Source organism: Sediminicola luteus (genome assembly GCF_002514735.1).
Classification (GTDB): Bacteria; Bacteroidota; Bacteroidia; order Flavobacteriales; family Flavobacteriaceae; genus HQA918.
On the sequence record NZ_NBWU01000005.1, the window covers coordinates 366,128 to 387,787 of the forward strand.

Consider the following 21,660-nt stretch of genomic DNA (forward strand, 5'->3'; position numbering starts at 1 on the left):
TTGTGTTTAGGTTGCCCTAAACTACAAAAGATCTGGATTAATGTCCAGTATATGGTCTTGAATATAGTTTTTAAGGAAAGGTCCGGTAAAGTACTCGGCCCCCTCGAAGTATTCGGCTTTATATTCGGCCAAGATGTTTATACTTCGGTATTGTTCCAACATAGGTTTTGAGAGTGGGGCATAGGTGTAATGCCAAGGCTCGTATTTAAAACCCCTTCGTCTTGGGTTGTCTGTATATACTAAATGAAATCCGAAAGATTCGGCATGTTGGTCCATCCATTTTTTTTGATCGGCATAAGGACCGCCTTCCTCGAACTTTTGAGGGTCTAAAACATCGCCTTTTACTGGTTTGCTAGAATCAATTATGTCGGCATCGGTACCCCAATGATGCCTACTTGTACCAGGAATGGTAGAATACTCAATGATTTTCTCGATGGCGTCCATGGGTTCCAACCCGTCGCGGGTATAGGATATAAACTTCCGTTCCCAAATCCCTTCTTGTCTTTCAAAACTGCGATATCCTGAGGCGATTTTCAAGGTTATGCCATCTTGGTAGGCTTTCTTTTTCATTTTTTGGAAAGCCTCAAAGGCCTCAGGTCGTAATTGCCCACCCTTATCGCCAGAAAGTGGTATACTGGCCTTACCCATAAGCTCGGGAATACTGTATTCCGTGGTAAAGCCGTTGGCCCAAATATGATGGGGTATCAAACCTAATCCTAAACCGAAAACGGTACTGTTCCTTATAAATTTTCTGCGTTCCATGGCCCTGTGTGTGTTTAATTTTCAAAAGGATATATGATGTTCGTTTGGGGACGAACTATCCCCTTGAATACGGTTTATTGAGAGGTAAGGTGTAAATATCCTTGATGTTTTATTCCGGTGTCCTTAAGTTCAATCACATAAAAGTAAACACCAGAAGGCAACCCGGAACCTTTATCGTATACAATACCCTGATTGGCTTTACCCACGAATTCATCGGAATAATCTTCTTGTTGGAAAACCAAGCCTCCATGGCGGTTATATATTGATAAAAGATTGTTCGGGGAATCTTCGGTGGCAGCAATTTCTAGAAAATCGTTGATGCCATCGCCATTCGGACTTAGAATATAATTGGCTAGATCCGATTCACTGATTACATTGGAAAGACTACCAAAAGATAGGGCAGTATATTCGTTAGGGACAAAATTCTGTGAGGTAATGGCCCCGGTGGTCAAATCACCATCGGCTTGAATATTGCCTAGGTTTACCCATTGTTGGGCATCGCGGTCCCAGCCAACCACAACGAGGTCGTTAATATCGCTGGCCAATAGACCAATTTGACTAAACGCATCCCAACCAATTGTAATATTTGAAGGCAAACTACCTTCGAGTTTCCAATATTCTACATCACTGATTCTTACAATATCACCCTCTTTACTATCGGTGTCGAAAGCTACGGGCGAAGTAGATGGGCTATTCGGGTTTTCAAAGAAATAGGCACATTTGGCCAATACATTAAGGTCAGAAGAATTAAGCATTAGCGGACGTAACCTGCCTTCCAAACCAACCGGAAAAGTAAAGTCGGATTGTGCGGTAACGGCACTGTAGCCGTAAACCTTGGTATTGGCACCTTGACCCACATAAAAGCCATCGGTAGTAAACCCTAGATAGATAGTGGGAAATGCCTTGTCGGTAATAATATTACCCGAAATAAAATTGGCATTGTTATCTACTAACAAAGGAATTTCTAAATTAAAACCGCCATCGGTTGCGAATTCTACATCCTCAAATTTAGGGGTAAAGGTTCCCGATAGGTTCCGCAGGCCGGAACTGCTGTAAAAGCCTACCAAACCACGGTTTTGGTCGAAACTGCCATCATTTACCAAGTCGGTATGGAAACCGACAGTGGCATTTTCGTGAATACGCATACCACCAAAATGATGCACGGCGTTTTGTGCCGATATGGTCAGTGGTATCAGTAAAAGTAAATAAAACCAATTTTTATTCATGGCGTAATCTTCATATACTTAATCGTAGAATTCCTTTAAAAATTGTTCGTTTAAGGGCGTTTTCTCCCTTTTTTCGATGAGTTGGGCGGAAATCCGGTTACCCAACCTTCGGTTATTAATCCCCCATTTTCGTAAGCGTAAACAAGCTAGTGGCCGGTTGTGCCTGTGAGTTACCCGAATTGGCCTCACGTTGAGTTCGTATTTGTAAGGTGTCGTTCTGGGAGAGGCGTAAAACTACACTGAAATTAGCTGAAGCGGTTTGGTGCCCATCTAAATTCCGTTTATAGTTATTCGCCGAAACTACCCTACTCGCCGCGTTGTTCACAAACAATTGAACCCATACATTGGTTCTTGGGTTTATGGTATTTATACTACTGTTAAAGGTTATTTGGTAGATTCCGGCCTCATCAATACGTAAGGTACTGTTATTGGTCCGGGTTACCATACCATCGTTGCTGATCTCGGTGCTGAAAAAATCCTTGGCCGTTAGCGAGGCGGTATTCAATTCTAGGGCCGATCCGAACCCGTACTCGGCATGTTTTATAAGGTTTCCGCCATTTTGGTTGATCTGTTGCCATTGGGTACCATCACTTTGTAACCAAAGGACGCTGTTGTTGTTCACCGTACCGATTCCCGTTGTTCCGGCTGTATTGGTATAAGCCGAAATGGTAGTGGCAAAAGCGTTCGGGTTTTTTATCATATACACCCGTCCCGTACAACTAGAGGCCGGTGGTAACCCTAAGCTATGGTTGCCACCTAGAATAACCGAGTAATGGTCTTCGTTTAGGGTTAGGTTTCCCGAAGTGGTAACGATTGCGGTAGCCAAAGAACCTCCTATCTGAAGGGTGGAATTGGCCATGGACCCGGCATCGGGTACATCGTAGTAATTGGCGGGTATGGCTACTTGGGCCGGATTGATGTTGATACCAAAACGGGTTTTGGCGTTTGCACTTCCGTCACTTCCCTGAACCCTGAAAAACTCGGTATGGAAACGGCCGTTCCGGTAATCGTATCGTTTAAAGATGAAGGGTTCGTTTCCGTCGTCACCTATGATGAACTCCATACGGCCATTGTTAGCGTTTCCGGCCGAGCCCATTTCAAAAAGGTCGGTACCACCAGCACTTCCCTTTAAACGGAAACTACCATTGGTCGTGGTAAAGAACATGGGCCGATAAAAACTGGCCCCCGATGCGGTAAACTGTAAGGCGGAGGTGCTCCCGTTCCCATTTAATAGCACTAAAGGTTGGTCGTTATCGTCATAATCGGGAAAACCTTGTGTTAAACCAAGGGTTTGTCTTCTACCAAACCGGAGCATGGGTAGATTGTTCGAGCGTATTTCAAATACCTGGTCATTGATAATGCCCAAAAACTGACCGGTAGTAACCGAAGTATTACCACCCAATAACCAAGAACTACCATTTCCGTTCGTACCAATTTCCCTTAAGGTACCCGTTTGGATTCCCATATACAACCTGTCAGTGTCAGAGGTTAGGTATAGATCACCTTCACCTGCATCGGAAATTCCTGCAACACTGGCTTGGGTAACGGAGGTTTGTCCGAACCCTAGATTTGCCCCTAGTAGTGCCAAGATGAACCAAATGCTATGAACGCTACGTAGTTTCATTTAATTATTGCCAAGTTGATTTTTGATTACAGTGGTGTTCAATAAGACTCTTTGGGCCAATTGGATGATTTCTTCTTGGTTTTCCTCAGCGGGTGCTGAGCCTGAGATCGAATTGGTCGTCAGGTTGATAGGGGTGCTACTTTGATCGCCGATGGTGGCTTTAATACCCGAAGAATGCTGAAGCATTTTGTGCAATAAAAATTTAATACTTTCCTGATTGGCCAGGGTAGCGGCATTACCTGCCAAACTACTCTGTACCACCACAAAACTGAAAACGTCGTCCCCATTGCTTAAATCGAGGTCTACGGCCCAATTCGAATAGCCATCTCGGGTAGCCTTTACACTTACGGAATTACTGTTACTTTGGGTAACCAAGCTATAAACCCCCGAAATATTGGGAAAATTGGCCAGTTCCGTACTACTGTTGTTATCGGTAAGGGTGAGTACGTTGTTTTGTAGGTTGCTCAATCGGACCAACTTATATGAGCCGTTGGGATCGGTAAAGGCAATGGCCAAATTGTTCGTCGGATCCGGAATGGTACCGACCACATTACTTTGTACTTTATTGAATTTATCACAGGCAGCCACCTTATTGGTCCCGGTAATTACCAGTTGATAGTTGCCGATATCCAAGGTACCCCCCGATACCGTTGCGGCCAAGCTGTTTAGCGTAGGGGAGTAGGGACTGGTGCTTACCTTTTCCCATTTCAGGTAATCGTACAGTTGGCAAAGATCGATATTGGCCGAAACCGTTATGGTCTCGGCTACATGGTCAACGGCAATGCCTGCAATGGTCGCCGCATTGGCCGGATTTTGTTCCGTAATGTTGCTATCGTTGAACAATAGCACGTTAGAGATATAGTTCTCACCATTGACCCCCGGAACAAAATCTACGGTATGGTTGTTGGCGTAGAGACGCAGATTGTAATCCAATAATCCGATACTGTAATTGTTCTGTTGGCTGGCCGTTAAGGTGCCATGGGGCACGAGATATTGTAATAAACGAACGGTTTGTTCCCCATTGCCATCGAGGTTTAGGTTTTGGGTATAGGCGGTTCCGCCGATACGTTCCACTAAAAGGCGAACTCCCGCGGCAGCGCTACCATCTTCACGAACGGCATTGATGTTAACATCGCGGTGTACTTCCAAAACACCTCCTGTACTTGATCCTTTTGGGATATTGCCCAACGGATTGTTCAATTGGGCAATAAAACCGGAGCCTTCATGTATGGATACGTTACGCGATTTAAAGTTATCAAGTTGGTAGCGGGTATCGGTATTGTTTATAAAAACAAAATGACGGTGTGATGAGGTAGGATTGTTATCTACAAGATCTAGCCCATTAAGAACCGTTGGAATACCATCACGAGCAAATTCCAAGGCTACTTGGCCTCTTTGATTGTCAATTCGTAAGCCGTTGATCTCAACATCGGCACTGGCAAAATGAACAAAGGTATTGTTGGCGCCATCCAAGACTATCTCGGAATTGTTAAAACGCACCGTAGCACCCGTTCGAATGTCGAAATCACTCCGACTACTGGTTTTGGATATCCAGGTTACCCCATTTAGGGTTATATCACATCCGCTTTGAAAACGGGCGTTTCCGTTGTTGTAATTATCAACCCCATGGGTTACGGAGTTCGATTCCTCAATGATTAGAACGCGTCCTTTTACCTTGGGTAGGCCATCGTCACCTACGCCATCTACTTCGCCAAAAACAGCTTGGGCATTTGGCCCGAACCGTAAACGTCCGTTGTTTCGAATCAAAATAGTGGCGTCACTAATATTGGCAATGGTACTATTGACGTAAACATCTTGGCTGACTTGATATCTCGATCCACTTCGCGAGACCCCGGTATATCCTTCCAAAGTGGCCTGCCCATACATTGAAGTGAGACTGAATAGGAAAAAAGAGAGTAGTAGTCGCATCAATTGTAGGTTAAGGCTTCAACACTGGCTAAATCAGAAGGTTGTGCACCGGTCCCCGTAGCTTGGTCTTCTTGGTTTATGTCGCTTTTATCGTAACGATTAACCACATAGGCATTGGTGCCTTTTTGCATAGAGATGTAAATGTAATTGGCGTTTTCGAACAATTGTTCGTTCGAAATTTCCAAGGCCATAAAATCAGAAACCAATTGTAATCCACCTGAGTCAAGACCCATATAGTACAGGTTATTATCCGTATCGTGGTACATATCACCGGATATGGCGGTGTTATTGGTAATCAAATCATTGATCTGGGCTTCAGTTCGATCGGTTTGTGCATGAAGGGTTACAGATAGTCCCAAGCAAATAAATAGCAATAGGTGTTTCATTTCCAATATGAAAAAAGATGGGATTGAATGGTGTTTCCTGTATTATAGCACTGTACCTGATATAATCGGAAGGTAAAGGCCATTCGCTCCCATCTGTAAGATTACTTTATTCTTTCTACCAATAAAGATGTTCCATCTGGTACGATGTTGATCGTACCCTTACTTGAGTATCTACGCCCCCTTACGGAGATGGCGTCACCAGACGAAAGTTGAACGATCTTTACGATGGTAGCCGAGCTTTTGTCTACATCGGCATTTCTATGGTAGGTGGCTGCCAAGGTTCCCGCAATGGCCGTTGTACCGTTGTATAATTGGAATTCCGCCCCGGTTCTGGTATTCCCGCCAGCGGTTCCTGTACCGGCTACTTGGGCCGTGGCCCTAAAAGTGATACGATAACGCCCGTCGGCCGGAATCGTAATAGCGGTAGCAGATGTGGTGTATCCTGTATCTACAATGCCATTGGTACCATAGGTAATGGTCTGTGCCGTGGCAAAAGGATTATTGTTCAACGTAACACCCGTGCCACTAGAGGCCAAATATACTTCGGCCATGGTCGGACTAAATACGGTTTGCCAGGTGGCCGCTCCAGAACCATCGGTAGTAAGAACCTGTCCGTCGGTTCCCCTGTCGGTTGGTAGGGTAGTAGAGGTGGCACCAACATTAATGGTGGTTTGTCCAGTGATACCTAATGTACCTGTTACATCTGTATTGTTTTGTAAATCGATTCCGCTTGCACCTGAGATCTGTACAGCATTCGGACCAGTTAATTGTAAGACGTTAGAGGCACTGATTTGAATATTGTTCGTAGCAGCCAATTGAAGGTCACTAACATTATTGATCGTTAGGCTGTTTCCTCCGCCATCAACCGTTCTTGCGCCACTTAGGGTGCCATTGGCAGAATACAGGTTGTCTCCGCCATCGGTATCGGCACTCCAAGCCGATCCATCCCATTTTAAAACTTGTCCGGCAGCGGTGGCTCCAAGCGCACTAAGATCGGTAGAAGCAATGGTGCCATCATCGATTTTTGCGGATGTTACCGCATCATTGGCGATAGTATTGGCGGCTAAGGTACCTGTAACATCACCCCCTAGGTTTGGAACATTGAAGGTGGTACCAGATAATGAAATATTGGTTCCGGCGGAATAGGTAGTGTCGTCATCCCCGTCGGCGATATCCGCTGGAATGCCGGTGAGGCTACCCCAGGCACCATCGAAATCATCTGTGGCATCTGTATCAAGGTTAGGGAACTCGTTGTTAACGGCCGTGGCCACCTGGGCATCGGTCAGTTGTGTATCGTTATCCACGTTATCGGCAAAACCTGCTGGGATACTGGTAATGTTGGTCCAATCGGCGGCAATGGTACTGTTGTCCACGGCGAAGGTAGTTCCAGTGAGGGTCATACCCGCTCCGGCGGAATAGGTAGTGTCATCGTCCCCATCGGCGATATCCGCTGGAATGCCGGTAAGGCTACCCCAGGCACCGTCAAAGTCGTCAGTGGCATCAAGGTCCAAGTTGGCCGGGATTCCGGTAAGACTTCCCCAAGCGCCATCGAAATCATCTGTGGCATCGGTATCAAGGTTAGGGAATTCATTGTTAACGGCGGTTGCCACTTGGGCATCGGTCAATTGTGTATCGTTATCCACGTTATCGGCAAAACCTGCTGGGATACTGGTAATGTTGGTCCAATCGGCGGCAATGGTACTGTTGTCCACGGCGAAGGTAGTCCCGGTGAGGGTCATACCCGCTCCGGCGGAATAGGTAGTGTCATCGTCCCCATCGGCGATATCCGCTGGAATGCCGGTAAGGCTACCCCAAGCACCATCGAAATCATCTGTGGCATCGGTATCAAGGTTGGGGAACTCGTTGTTAACGGCCGTGGCTACCTGGGCATCGGTCAATTGTGTATCGTTATCCACGTTATCGGCAAAACCTGCTGGGATGCTGGTAATGTTGGTCCAATCGGCGGCAATGGTACTGTTGTCCACGGCAAAGGTAGTCCCGGTGAGGGTCATGCCCGCTCCGGCGGAATAGGTAGTGTCATCGTCCCCATCGGCGATATCCGCTGGAATGCCGGTAAGGCTACCCCAAGCGCCATCGAAATCATCTGTGGCATCGGTATCAAGGTTAGGGAATTCATTGTTAACGGCGGTTGCTACCTGGGCATCGGTCAATTGTGTATCGTTATCCACGTTATCGGCAAAACCTGCTGGGATACTGGTAATGTTGGTCCAATCGGCGGCAATGGTACTGTTGTCCACGGCGAAGGTAGTCCCAGTGAGGGTCATACCCGCTCCGGCGGAATAGGTAGTGTCATCGTCCCCATCGGCGATATCCGCTGGAATGCCGGTAAGGCTACCCCAAGCACCGTCAAAGTCGTCGGTGGCATCAAGGTCCAAGTTGGCCGGGATTCCGGTAAGACTTCCCCAGGCGCCATCGAAGTCATCGGTGGCATCGGTATCAAGGTTGGGGAACTCGTTGTTAACGGCCGTGGCTACCTGGGCATCGGTCAATTGGGTATCGTTATCCACGTTATCGGCAAAACCGGCAGGAATGCTGGTAATATTGGTCCAATCGGCGGCAATGGTACTGTTGTCCACGGCAAAGGTAGTCCCAGTGAGGGTCATACCCGCCCCGGCGGAATAGGTTGTGTCATCGTCCCCATCGGCGATATCCGCTGGAATGCCGGTAAGGCTACCCCAGGCACCGTCGAAGTCGTCGGTAGCATCAAGGTCCAAGTTGGCCGGGATTCCGGTAAGACTACCCCAAGCACCATCGAAATCATCGGTAGCATCGGTATCGAGGTTAGGGAATTCATTGTTAACGGCGGTTGCCACCTGGGCATCGGTCAGTTGCGTATCGTTATCCACGTTATCGGCAAAACCGGCAGGAATGCTGGTAATGTTGGTCCAATCGGCGGCAATGGTACTGTTGTCCACGGCAAAGGTAGTCCCGGTGAGGGTCATACCCGCTCCGGCGGAATAGGTGGTATCGTCATCCCCGTCGGCGATATCTGCCGGGATGCCAGTTAGACTACCCCAGGCACCGTCAAAGTCGTCAGTGGCATCAAGGTCCAAGTTGGCCGGGATTCCGGTAAGACTTCCCCAAGCGCCATCGAAATCATCTGTGGCATCGGTATCAAGGTTAGGGAATTCATTGTTAACGGCGGTTGCTACCTGGGCATCGGTCAATTGTGTATCGTTATCCACGTTATCGGCAAAACCTGCTGGGATACTGGTAATGTTGGTCCAATCGGCGGCAATGGTACTGTTGTCCACGGCGAAGGTAGTTCCAGTGAGGGTCATACCCGCTCCGGCGGAATAGGTAGTGTCATCGTCCCCATCGGCGATATCCGCTGGAATGCCGGTAAGGCTACCCCAAGCACCGTCAAAATCGTCAGTGGCATCAAGGTCCAAGTTGGCCGGGATTCCGGTAAGACTTCCCCAAGCGCCATCGAAATCATCGGTGGCATCGGTATCGAGGTTAGGGAATTCATTGTTAACGGCGGTTGCCACTTGGGCATCGGTCAATTGTGTATCGTTATCCACGTTATCGGCAAAACCTGCTGGGATGCTGGTAATGTTGGTCCAATCGGCGGCAATGGTACTGTTGTCCACGGCAAAGGTAGTCCCGGTGAGGGTCATGCCCGCTCCGGCGGAATAGGTAGTGTCATCGTCCCCATCGGCGATATCCGCTGGAATGCCGGTAAGGCTACCCCAGGCACCATCGAAATCATCTGTGGCATCGGTATCGAGGTTGGGGAACTCGTTGTTAACGGCGGTTGCCACCTGTGCATCGGTCAGTTGCGTATCGTTATCCACGTTATCGGCAAAACCTGCTGGGATGCTGGTAATGTTGGTCCAATCGGCGGCAATGGTACTGTTGTCCACGGCAAAGGTAGTCCCGGTGAGGGTCATACCCGCTCCGGCGGAATAGGTAGTGTCATCGTCCCCATCGGCGATATCCGCTGGAATGCCGGTAAGGCTACCCCAAGCACCATCGAAATCATCTGTGGCATCGGTATCAAGGTTGGGGAATTCGTTGTTAACGGCCGTGGCTACCTGGGCATCGGTCAATTGGGTATCGTTATCCACGTTATCGGCAAAACCGGCAGGAATGCTGGTAATATTGGTCCAATCGGCGGCAATGGTACTGTTGTCCACGGCGAAGGTAGTCCCGGTGAGGGTCATGCCCGCTCCGGCGGAATAGGTAGTGTCATCGTCCCCATCGGCGATATCCGCTGGAATGCCGGTAAGGCTACCCCAAGCACCGTCAAAGTCGTCGGTGGCATCAAGGTCCAAGTTGGCCGGGATTCCGGTAAGACTTCCCCAGGCACCATCGAAATCATCTGTGGCATCTGTATCAAGGTTAGGGAACTCGTTGTTAACGGCGGTTGCCACTTGGGCATCGGTCAATTGTGTATCGTTATCCACGTTATCGGCAAAACCGGCAGGAATGCTGGTAATATTGGTCCAATCGGCGGCAATGGTACTGTTGTCCACGGCAAAGGTAGTCCCGGTGAGGGTCATGCCCGCTCCGGCGGAATAGGTAGTGTCATCGTCCCCATCGGCGATATCCGCTGGAATGCCGGTAAGGCTACCCCAAGCGCCATCGAAATCATCTGTGGCATCGGTATCAAGGTTAGGGAATTCATTGTTAACGGCGGTTGCTACCTGGGCATCGGTCAATTGTGTATCGTTATCCACGTTATCGGCAAAACCTGCTGGGATACTGGTAATGTTGGTCCAATCGGCGGCAATGGTACTGTTGTCCACGGCAAAGGTAGTCCCAGTGAGGGTCATACCCGCTCCGGCGGAATAGGTAGTGTCATCGTCCCCATCGGCGATATCCGCTGGAATGCCGGTAAGGCTACCCCAGGCACCGTCGAAGTCGTCTGCGGCATTGGTATCGTATGAACTCAGGTCAATTGTTGTCGCACCAGGATCTAGGCTTAGTGCAATTACTCCTGCATTGAAGGTTAAATCTTGGATTTCGTTGTTTGGGTTTGCATCAGCGTCATCGACATTTAGTGCATCTACATAAGCCTTTGTTGCGGCATCTTGGGCATTGGTAGGGTCGGCCAAATTGGTTATGGCATTCCCGCCAGCACTAGCATCTATTCCTATTACATCCTCTAGGTCTTGATTGTCGGTCCCAGTAAAGGTTATGGTACTACCATCTCCATTATCGAAAGTATAGGTGCCATCCGAATTATCTGTAAGGTCGGCTTTGTTGACTGTTTGTGAAACACCATTTTCATTGGTATATGTAATGGTACCATTGTTATTGTCAACCAAGTTGGTTATGGTTTCTGCAATAGTTACTGAAGCTACGTTAAGGTATAGAGCACCATCTGATCCAGCTGCCAAGTCGTTGTTGGCATCGGCACTTATCAATCCTATGGTTTCAGTTCCGCCTCCATCAGTAATGGAAATGGCACCTGCTGCGATTCCGCTTCCTGTGTTATGTTCATTCGTAGGATCGGCATCGGCATCGTCCGTATCCAAGGCGGCCAATTCGGCATCTGTGGCAAAGGTGGTATTAAGATCTACCCCGGTTGCCCCGGCAGCGGCGTTGGTCAGTTCCAAAGTGGTACCGGTCAATTGCACATCCGAAAGTTCGTTGGTCGGATCGGCATCGGCATCATCGGTATCCAAGGCGGCCAATTCGGCATCTGTTGCGAAGGTGGTATTAAGGTCTACCCCGGTAGCCCCGGCGGCGGCGTTTGTCAGTTCCAAAGTGGTACCGGTCAATTGCACGTCCGAAAGCTCGTTGGTCGGATCGGCATCTGCATCATCGGTATCCAAAGCGGCCAATTCTGCATCCGTGGCAAAGGTGGTATTAAGATTTACCCCAGTAGCCCCGGCAGCGGCGTTTGTCAGTTCCAAAGTGGTACCGGTCAATTGGACATCGGAAAGTTCGTTCGTTGGATCGGCATCGGCATCATCGGTATCCAAAGCGGCCAATTCTGCATCCGTGGCGAAGGTGGTATTAAGGTCCACCCCGGTAGCCCCGGCAGCGGCATTGGTCAGTTCCAAAGTGGTACCGGTCAATTGCACATCCGAAAGTTCGTTCGTTGGATCGGCATCTGCATCGTCCGTATCCAAGGCGGCCAGTTCTGCATCTGTGGCAAAGGTGGTATTAAGGTCCACCCCGGTAGCCCCGGCGGCGGCATTGGTCAGTTCCAAAGTGGTACCGGTCAATTGCACATCCGAAAGTTCGTTCGTAGGGTCGGCATCGGCATCATCGGTATCCAAAGCGGCCAATTCTGCATCTGTGGCGAAGGTGGTATTTAAGTCCACCCCAGTGGCCCCGGCAGCGGCGTTGGTCAATTCTAAAGTGGTACCGGTCAATTGCACGTCCGAAAGTTCGTTGGTCGGATCGGCATCGGCATCATCGGTATCCAAAGCGGCCAATTCTGCATCCGTGGCAAAGGTGGTATTAAGATCCACCCCGGTAGCCCCGGCGGCGGCATTGGTCAGTTCCAAAGTGGTACCGGTCAATTGCACGTCCGAAAGCTCGTTGGTCGGATCGGCATCTGCATCGTCCGTATCCAAAGCGGCCAGTTCGGCGTCCGTGGCGAAGGTGGTATTAAGGTCCACCCCGGTTGCCCCGGCAGCGGCGTTTGTCAATTCCAAAGTGGTACCTGTAAGTTGAACGTCCGAAAGCTCGTTCGTTGGATCGGCATCGGCATCGTCCGTATCCAAGGCGGCCAGTTCTGCATCTGTTGCAAAGGTGGTGTTAAGGTCTACCCCGGTAGCCCCAGCAGCGGCGTTGGTCAATTCTAAAGTGGTACCGGTCAATTGCACGTCCGAAAGCTCGTTCGTCGGATCGGCATCTGCATCGTCCGTATCCAAAGTGGCCAGTTCTGCATCCGTGGCGAAGGTGGTATTAAGGTCCACCCCGGTAGCCCCCGCAGCGGCGTTGGTCAGTTCCAAAGTAGTACCGGTCAATTGCACATCCGAAAGCTCGTTCGTAGAATCGGTATCGGTATCTGCTAAAATATGATTATTGATAGCAGTAGTATTATTACCAATGTTTGTAGTATTGGTAGCAATATTACCGGCATTAATGGCAATATCTGCGGATTCTTCCAAGTCTGATAAATTGGCACTAAATGAAGTGGCGCCTTCCAATACGGTTAAGGTCTGGGTACCACTGGCATAATTCACACCGGTAATATCGTCATCTGTTGAGGCTGCAAAAGTGGCAATTTCTACTGCTGTTTCCTCCAATGCTTCCTGAACAGTGGTTTCAGCAGTACCATCGCCATCAATGTCCACTCCAGGACTTAACAAAACTTCGGTGGCATTTTGATCATCCGTATTATCAAGATAAGTCGTTAGATCTACTCCAGTTGCACCTGTGGCGGCATTGGTCAATGTAAGCTGATTACCGGTTAAATCTAAATCCGAAAGTTCGTTCGTAGGATCGGCATCGGCATCATCGGTATCCAAGGCGGCCAGTTCTGCATCTGTGGCGAAGGTGGTATTGAGGTCTACCCCGGTTGCCCCGGCAGCGGCGTTGGTCAATTCCAAATTGGTACCGGTCAATTGCACGTCCGAAAGTTCGTTCGTTGGATCGGCATCTGCATCGTCCGTATCCAAAGCGGCCAGTTCTGCATCTGTGGCAAAGGTGGTATTAAGGTCTACCCCGGTTGCCCCAGCAGCGGCGTTGGTCAATTCTAAAGTGGTACCGGTCAATTGCACGTCCGAAAGTTCGTTGGTCGGATCGGCATCGGCATCATCGGTATCCAAAGCGGCCAATTCTGCATCCGTGGCAAAGGTGGTATTAAGATCCACCCCGGTAGCCCCGGCGGCGGCATTGGTCAGTTCCAAAGTGGTACCGGTCAATTGCACATCCGAAAGTTCGTTCGTAGGGTCGGCATCGGCATCATCGGTATCCAAAGCGGCCAATTCGGCATCTGTGGCGAAGGTGGTATTTAAGTCCACCCCAGTGGCCCCGGCAGCGGCGTTGGTCAATTCCAAATTGGTACCGGTCAATTGCACATCCGAAAGTTCGTTCGTTGGATCGGCATCTGCATCGTCCGTATCCAAGGCGGCCAGTTCTGCATCTGTGGCAAAGGTGGTATTCAAGTCCACCCCGGTAGCCCCGGCGGCGGCATTGGTCAATTCCAAAGTGGTACCGGTCAATTGCACGTCCGAAAGTTCGTTCGTTGGATCGGCATCTGCATCGTCCGTATCCAAGGCGGCCAGTTCTGCATCTGTTGCAAAGGTGGTATTAAGGTCCACCCCGGTAGCCCCGGCAGCGGCGTTGGTCAGTTCCAAGGTGGTACCGGTCAATTGTACGTCCGAAAGCTCGTTGGTCGGATCGGCATCTGCATCGTCCGTATCCAAGGCGGCCAGTTCTGCATCTGTTGCAAAGGTGGTATTAAGGTCCACCCCGGTAGCCCCCGCAGCGGCGTTGGTCAGTTCCAAAGTGGTACCGGTAAGTTGCACATCCGAAAGCTCGTTGGTCGGATCGGCATCTGCATCGTCCGTATCCAAGGCGGCCAGTTCTGCATCTGTTGCAAAGGTGGTATTAAGGTCCACCCCGGTAGCCCCGGCGGCGGCATTGGTCAATTCCAAAGTGGTACCGGTCAATTGCACGTCCGAAAGTTCGTTCGTAGGATCGGCATCGGCATCCGCCACTGAAAGATTATCTACATAGTTTTTGGTGGCTGCATCTTGGGCATTGGTAGGATCAGCCAGGTTGGTAATGGCATTTCCTCCTGCACTGGCATCTTGCCCTATTACGTCTTCAAGGTCTTGGATTTCGTTGGTGGCATCGGTATCTAAATCAGCGGCCACATGGTTGTTTATTGCGTTTTGATTTGCCGTGATAGCGGCAGTATTATTCGCAATGTCCGTAGCGTTTGTAGCAATATCCGTGGTATTTGTGACTATACTGGCTGTATTGTTCCCAATATCGGTACTGTTGGTAGTTATATTAGCGGCATTGGCAGCTATCCCTGAGGAATCATCCAATTGAGAAAGGTCTACCGTTTGAACGGTTGTGCCTTCTTCAATACTTAGCACATTTGCACCATCTATAGAGGCATTGGTAATGTCATCATCTGAAGTAATGCTTCCCACCTGTGTGTCTACATAGGTCTTAACGGCTTGTTCGGTAGGGAAATTGGTTGCTGAGTTTCCTGCTAAGGTGCCGTCATTGGTCTTATTGGCGGCATCTTCTTTTAATCCAATAGCCGTGGCATTGTTTCCAATATTTGTAGTATTGGTAGCTATATCGGCCGTATTTGCGGCAATGGCTACCTGGTTGGCAGCGATGTCAGCAGATTCCTCAAGTGTCGATAGGTCGGCACTAAAACTGGTGGTACCTTCTAAAACGGTCAATGTATTTGAACCCGGGGCATAAACCAATCCGGTTACGTCGTCGTCACCGCCGCCGCCTGTATTGATGGTGGTGGAATCCCCAGCTTCATTGATATACGTAAATGTACCGTCTCCATTATCGGTTAAGGTGGTTACGGTGTCATTGGCCCCATTGAAGGTTATGTTACCTCCAGAACCGGCATCTACGGAATAGGTGCCATCCCCATTGTCGGAAACGGTTACACCTCCGCTACCACCGGCACAGAGGTTCTGCCAAGCGCTACCGTCAAACAAATGGACACAGGAAGTATCCGTGTTATATACCAAAGCTCCGCGTAAGGGAGTTAAGGCATTCATTTGTGCGGCAGACATCCTGGATAGTACCAGGGCTTTGTCCGTACTTTCCAACTCTATCAGAGAGCTTGGGTCAATGGTGTCTGGATTATCTCCAATCTTAACCTGGGCTATAGTTACATTGATGCATAAGAATGTCAATGCCAAGAATAGCTTTTTCATGTTTGAAATTTGCATGGTACAGTGCGTATACAATTATTCGAGCGTAAAAATAGCTTGTGACCTTTGCTCCATTAAGTATTTGTTGTGTAACGTTCGTAGAGGGTGGTGTAACGTAAAATTGGAGGTATCAGGGATTTGCTTGTTTTTCGATATATGACACTTTTTATCGGATAAAGTCACGATTATGAAAGAAAAAACTTGTTAAATAGCGTATTTTTGTTAGTGTTGATTACACTTTTTCATAAAAATCATGGGCTATATTATCTTTTTGGGCCTTTTTTGGCGAAAAACAGCACCAATTTTTGAAGTAAGGTTGATTCCGGGATCCTCTCGAATATTTCCGGTAATAGGGAGTAGGTGTTATCGCCCGATTTCCGCACTAGGAGAGGCAACATGATTTATGACCAAGTTGTGAGTTACCAGCTAGTTTTATGGCACCGAAGACAAGGTCCCATCGTTTTTCCCAATCAGATTTTCTGAATGAAGTACCAGGATCTGATAGATATTGTGGTCTGTAAACTGATAGATATTATGGGGTAAGAGCAATTTCATACCAATTGTTGCCATCGCTGATTAAGGTCATACTGCCTAAATTCGTAATGGGGGTATTGGCATTGTAGGTATGAATAGGACTCCTTAAACTTTGTACCTGTTTATCGAATTGGATAGGATACTGTCTGGATACTATTCTATATTCGCGGCCCGGACAAGTCGCTGGATTTGGTAAAGAAATTGTCGTAGGGCCATTATAAATTAGGGTATGGTCGTTTTGATCAAGGGTAACGGCCCCTCTGACAATTCGAACCGGGAATGCTACCGAGCCTCCAAGATCCATAACCGATGTTGGGTTGGGTTCGTTTATACCTACCTTCTGATAAGGGTCAATACGAATAGCCTCCGTTCCTGCTGTAACTATTCCCAGTCCGTCCGTCTCGGGCTGATATAGTCCTTCGCGACCACCGCCATTAGATCCGAAATGAAAACTTGGGTTGACTGCCGAACCTGAGCTGGCTTGGTAGTCATTGCTTCTTGTTCGGCCATTTACTTCCAAGGTGTTACCCGGCTCCATACTGGTGGTGCCAATCGCTATGTTGCCTCCATTAAGAAACATGTCGAAACCATTTAGATTATGGCGTCGGACATCTGTAAAAGTTAAATCGGTGGTGGCCATATTACCTGAAGGAAGACTTATGGTTCCTCCACCTTTGGATAGGCTTAATTCGTTACCACTTAAGCTCAGGGTCTGGATTTCGTTGGTGGTGCTGCCATCTACTTCGGTGGTTAGGTAGCCGTTATTGGCAACGAAATTGTCTACTTGGGCTTCGTTGAGTTGGGTGTCCAGGCTAGAAAGGTCGACACTGGCGTTGAAGCCGTTGTTGCTTCCTGTGAAATTTAATGAGGAGCCACTCAGGGCTACATTTGTGATAACGCCATCTGCGCCACCAGAGGGAAGGGTAATACTACCCCCACCGCTTGAAAGGCTTAACTCGTTACCACTTAAACTTAGGGTCTGGATTTCATTGGTGGTGCTACCATCGACCTCTGTTATCAGGTAACCATTATTGGCAACGAAATTGTCTACTTGGGCTTCGTTGAGTTGGGTGTCCAGACTAGAAAGGTCGACACTGGCATTGAAACCGTTATTGCTTCCGGTAAAATTCAAAGAGGAGCCACTCAGGGCAACATTAGTGATTACGCCATCGGCATCACCAGAGGGAAGGGTAATACTACCCCCACCGCTGGAAAGGCTTAACTCGTTACCGCTTAAACTTAGGGTCTGGATTTCGTTGGTGGTACTACCATCTACTTCAGTGGTTAGGTAGCCGTTATTGGCAACGAAATTGTCTACTTGTGATTCGTTGAGTTGGGTATCCAGTCCGGAAAGGTCGACACTGGCGTTGAAGCCGTTATTGCTTCCGGTAAAATTCAATGAGGTTCCGTTCAGGGTTACGTTGGTGATTACGCCATCGGCGCTTCCGGTGGGTAGTGTTATGGTTCCACCACTACGGGAAAGGCTCAGTTCGTTACCGCTTAAACTTAGAGTCTGGATTTCATTGGTGGTGCTACCATCGACCTCTGTTATCAGGTAACCATTATTGGCAACGAAATTATCTACTTGGGCTTCGGAGAGCTGGGTGTTTAGGCTAGAAAGGTCGACACTGGCGTTGAAGCCGTTGTTGCTTCCTGTGAAATTTAATGAGGTTCCGCTCAGGGCTACATTTGTGATAACACCATCTGCGCCACCAGAGGGAAGGGTAATACTACCCCCACCGCTTGAAAGGCTTAACTCGTTACCACTTAAACTTAGGGTCTGGATTTCATTGGTGGTACTACCATCGACCTCTGTTATCAGGTAACCATTATTGGCAACGAAATTGTCTACTTGGGCTTCGTTGAGTTGGGTGTCTAGGCTAGAAAGGTCGACACTGGCGTTGAAGCCGTTATTGCTTCCGGTAAAATTTAATGAGGTTCCGCTCAGGGCTACATTTGTGATAACACCATCTGCGCCACCAGAGGGAAGGGTAATACTACCACCACCGCTTGAAAGGCTTAACTCGTTACCACTTAAACTTAGGGTCTGGATTTCATTGGTGGTACTACCATCGACCTCTGTTGTCAGGTAACCATTATTGGCAACGAAATTGTCTACTTGGACTTCATTGAGTTGGGTGTCCAGGCTAGAAAGCTCCACACTGGCATTGAAGCCGTTGTTGCTTCCGGTAAAATTTAAAGAGGAGCCACTCAGGGCAACATTAGTGATTACGCCATCTGCACTTCCGGTGGGCAGGGTTATGCTACCCCCACCGCTGGAAAGGCTTAACTCGTTACCGCTTAAACTTAGAGTCTGGATTTCATTGGTGGTGCTACCATCTACTTCAGTGGTTAGGTAGCCGTTATTGGCAACGAAATTATCTACTTGGGCTTCGGAGAGCTGGGTGTTTAGGCTAGAAAGGTCGACACTGGCGTTGAAGCCGTTGTTGCTTCCGGTGAAATTCAAAGAGGTTCCGCTCAGGGCTACATTGGAGATTACGCCATCTGCGCTTCCGGTGGGTAGTGTAATGCTACCCCCACTGTGGGAAAGGCTTAATTCGTTACCACTTAAACTTAGGGTCTGGATTTCATTGGTGGTGCTACCATCTACTTCGGTAGTTAGGTAACCGTTGTTATTTGCAAAAGAATCTACTTGGGCTTCTGAGAGTTGGGTGTCGAGACCAGATAAATCAATAGTGGCCCCAGCAGCTCCGCCACCCGTGAGCTCTAAGTTTTGACCGTTTAAGTTACCGCCCGTGATATAATCATTTGTATCTAACCCGGTACCTCCCCCGGTAAGGGTGGCCCATGTATAGTTACCTGCGCCATCGGTAACCAAAACATCCCCGGCTGAAGCCGTTGTATCACTCGGCAGTTCCAATTCGTTGGTAGGATCGTCATCGAGTTCCACGGTCAGAAAGCCGTTGTTGTTTACAAAAGCGTCTACTTGGGTTTCGGAGAGCTGGGTGTCTAGGCTAGAAAGGTCGACACTGGCGTTGAAGCCGTTGTTGCTTCCGGTAAAATTTAAAGAGGAGCCACTCAGGGCAACATTAGTGATTACGCCATCTGCGCTTCCGGTGGGCAGGGTTATGCTACCACCACTACGGGAAAGGCTTAATTCGTTACCGCTTAAACTTAGGGTCTGGATTTCGTTGGTGGTGCTGCCATCTACTTCAGTGGTTAGGTAGCCGTTATTGGCAACGAAATTGTCTACTTGGGCTTCGTTGAGTTGGGTGTTCAGGCTAGAAAGGTCGACACTGGCGTTGAAGCCGTTGTTGCTTCCGGTAAAATTTAAAGAGGAACCACTCAGGGCAACATTAGTGATTACGCCATCTGCGCTTCCGGTGGGCAGGGTTATGCTACCCCCACTGCGGGAAAGGCTTAATTCGTTACCACTTAAACTCAGGGTCTGTATTTCGTTGGTGGTGCTGCCATCGACCTCTGTTATCAGGTAACCATTATTAGCAACGAAATTGTCTACTTGGGCTTCGTTGAGTTGGGTGTCCAGGCTAGAAAGCTCCACACTGGCATTGAAGCCGTTATTGCTTCCGGTAAAATTCAAAGAGGTTCCACTCAGGGCTACATTGGTGATTACGCCATCTGCGCTTCCGGTGGGTAGTGTAATGCTACCCCCACTACGGGAAAGGCTTAACTCGTTACCGCTTAAACTCAGGGTCTGGATTTCGTTGGTGGTGCTGCCATCGACCTCTGTTGTCAGGTAACCGTTGTTGGCGACCATGGCATCAACCTCTGCTTCGCCAAGTCGCGCACTAGCATTACAAAGATTTAACCAAGATGAACCGTTATAGTAGTAAACACAGCTACTATCGATATTATACACCATAGCCCCTGCCAACGGATGGATCGCTTGCATTTGGACTTCGTTTAACCGTGGTATTACAAAGGCCCGTTCGGTACTTTCCAATTCCAATACCGATGCCGGATGTAGGTCTTGTGGGTTGTCTCCGATTTTAATCTGTCCTAGGGCTAGTTGTGCACTTAAAACAACCATTAATACCAAGGTCAATCGCTTCTTCATTCCTTCCCGATTTGTGGTTTGGGATAGGGAATTTGGAGTAATCCGCGGAGAAACTGTTAAACCGGGGGACTAGTCGTAGTTAAAAAACGATTAGCGGGAGCACTATTAGGGTTTTCCCTAGGTTGGGTGTTTCCTGAAAATAGTGTTTTTCAAATAGCTGCTTTGAACTAGTTCGAGAGATAAAGATACCCTTGATATTCGCGATCGACATCGTGAAGGGTAAGCAGGTAAAAATATACGTCGGAGGGTAGTAATTTCCCTTTTTCCGGCAATAGGGATTCATTATTGGCTATTCCCTTAAACTCATCGGTATAGTTCTCTTGTTCGAACACTTTTACCATATACCTATTGTAGATGGTAAGTTTATTATTCGGTGAGTCTTCCGTTTCCGGAATAGTTAGGGCATCGTTGATTCCGTCTCCGTTCGGACTCATAAAATAATCATCTAATTTGGTAAGTCTACTGATATCACCTAAACTGCCTAAGGCAATGGCACTGTATTCGTCAGGTATAAAATAATCAGATGTTATGGTTCCTGTTCGAAGGTCTCCGCCTACATTGGTTTTACCTAAATCTACCCATAATCCGGTTGCCTTACTAAAACCAACAACGGTAAGTTTGTCCAAATCTTCAACGATTTGGTCAATAAGGCTATGTGTTAGCCAGGGTAAGGTTACTGCGGTTAAAGTGGTTGCATCTAATTGCCAAAATTCTATTTCACTTACGTTGTCAATAGTAAAATGTCTTTGGGTAGTCGGAAAACTTAAGCCCCCATTTATGGGCGAGTTCGGGTTTTCGGGGCGGTAGATTGCTTGTGCGGTCATTGCCCTAGTATTTGAAATGGCGGTTAAGGGCATATAGGTACCGTTGGCACCCAAAGGGAATTCAAAGTTCAATTGTCCAATAACAGAAGCGTAGCCATTAATGTGGGTATCGTTACCCGAACCGGTGTGAAAGGCCTCCGGATTAAATTGAAGACTTACGTTCTCATCGCTACGGTCGGTTCGTATGCTGCCTTCTATTAAATTTAGATTGTTCGAAACGCCTAAAGAGTTATAAAGCGATACATGGGCGGGGTTCATCACTTCCAAATCGTACACAACGGGCATTACCTGACCTTGTAGCTGTAGATGTCGATTACCATAAAACCCGGCCAAACCTAGGTTTTGGTCCATAGGGCTATCGTTAATCCAATCGGTATGTACTCCCAGCTTACCCTCGTCATGAATACGCATATTACCGTTTACATATAGGGCGGTTTGGGCCTGAAGTTGAAAAACGAAAAGTAAACCGAATAAAATCCTCATGTTTTTGC

General features: G+C 48.3%; 8 protein-coding genes. All 8 read right to left on the reverse strand.

Going from position 1 to position 21,660, the window contains the following annotated elements:
* Positions 1-21 precede the first annotated feature (21 nt).
* The 8 genes from B7P33_RS16850 to B7P33_RS16885 all read right to left on the reverse strand — a co-directional run bounded on the left by B7P33_RS16850 (position 22) and on the right by B7P33_RS16885 (position 21,652).
* Complete coding sequence (locus tag B7P33_RS16850; protein WP_097443388.1) at positions 22-762, reverse strand: M15 family metallopeptidase; 741 nt, start codon at positions 760-762, stop codon at positions 22-24.
* A 74-nt stretch (positions 763-836) separates the two neighbouring features.
* Positions 837-1,988 carry a gliding motility-associated C-terminal domain-containing protein gene (locus B7P33_RS16855; RefSeq protein ID WP_097443389.1) on the reverse strand — a complete coding sequence of 384 codons (1,152 nt, stop codon included), beginning with the start codon at positions 1,986-1,988 and terminating at the stop codon, positions 837-839.
* 115 nt (positions 1,989-2,103) lie between these two features.
* Positions 2,104-3,612 (reverse strand): hypothetical protein, encoded by a 1,509-nt coding sequence (locus B7P33_RS16860; protein ID WP_097443390.1) that lies wholly within the window; start codon positions 3,610-3,612, stop codon positions 2,104-2,106.
* Positions 3,613-5,541: a hypothetical protein gene (locus tag B7P33_RS16865; protein ID WP_141402505.1), complete on the reverse strand. Its 1,929-nt coding sequence runs from the start codon at positions 5,539-5,541 to the stop codon at positions 3,613-3,615.
* Positions 5,541-5,927, reverse strand: a complete 387-nt coding sequence (locus B7P33_RS16870) for a hypothetical protein (protein ID WP_097443392.1) — start codon at positions 5,925-5,927, stop codon at positions 5,541-5,543. Before B7P33_RS16870 ends, B7P33_RS16865 begins: the two co-directional genes overlap by 1 nt.
* A 101-nt stretch (positions 5,928-6,028) precedes the next feature.
* The gene (locus B7P33_RS16875; RefSeq protein ID WP_141402506.1) at positions 6,029-15,775 is read right to left on the reverse strand and encodes a hypothetical protein; all 9,747 of its coding nucleotides are present in this window, start codon (positions 15,773-15,775) and stop codon (positions 6,029-6,031) included.
* 529 nt (positions 15,776-16,304) lie between these two features.
* Positions 16,305-20,345, reverse strand: a complete 4,041-nt coding sequence (locus B7P33_RS16880; RefSeq protein WP_097443394.1) for a beta strand repeat-containing protein — start codon at positions 20,343-20,345, stop codon at positions 16,305-16,307.
* A 167-nt stretch (positions 20,346-20,512) separates the two neighbouring features.
* Positions 20,513-21,652: a gliding motility-associated C-terminal domain-containing protein gene (locus tag B7P33_RS16885; RefSeq protein ID WP_097443395.1), complete on the reverse strand. Its 1,140-nt coding sequence runs from the start codon at positions 21,650-21,652 to the stop codon at positions 20,513-20,515.
* Between the last annotated feature and the right edge of the window lie 8 nt (positions 21,653-21,660).

Coding starts and splice junctions, on each gene's coding strand:
- B7P33_RS16850 (WP_097443388.1), bottom strand. CDS start 762: ATGGAACGCAGAAAATTTATAAGGAACAGTACCGTTTTCGGTTTAGGA.
- B7P33_RS16870 (WP_097443392.1), bottom strand. CDS start 5,927: ATGAAACACCTATTGCTATTTATTTGCTTGGGACTATCTGTAACCCTT.
- B7P33_RS16865 (WP_141402505.1), bottom strand. CDS start 5,541: ATGCGACTACTACTCTCTTTTTTCCTATTCAGTCTCACTTCAATGTAT.
- B7P33_RS16855 (WP_097443389.1), bottom strand. CDS start 1,988: ATGAATAAAAATTGGTTTTATTTACTTTTACTGATACCACTGACCATA.
- B7P33_RS16860 (WP_097443390.1), bottom strand. CDS start 3,612: ATGAAACTACGTAGCGTTCATAGCATTTGGTTCATCTTGGCACTACTA.
- B7P33_RS16875 (WP_141402506.1), bottom strand. CDS start 15,775: ATGAAAAAGCTATTCTTGGCATTGACATTCTTATGCATCAATGTAACT.
- B7P33_RS16885 (WP_097443395.1), bottom strand. CDS start 21,652: ATGAGGATTTTATTCGGTTTACTTTTCGTTTTTCAACTTCAGGCCCAA.
- B7P33_RS16880 (WP_097443394.1), bottom strand. CDS start 20,345: ATGAAGAAGCGATTGACCTTGGTATTAATGGTTGTTTTAAGTGCACAA.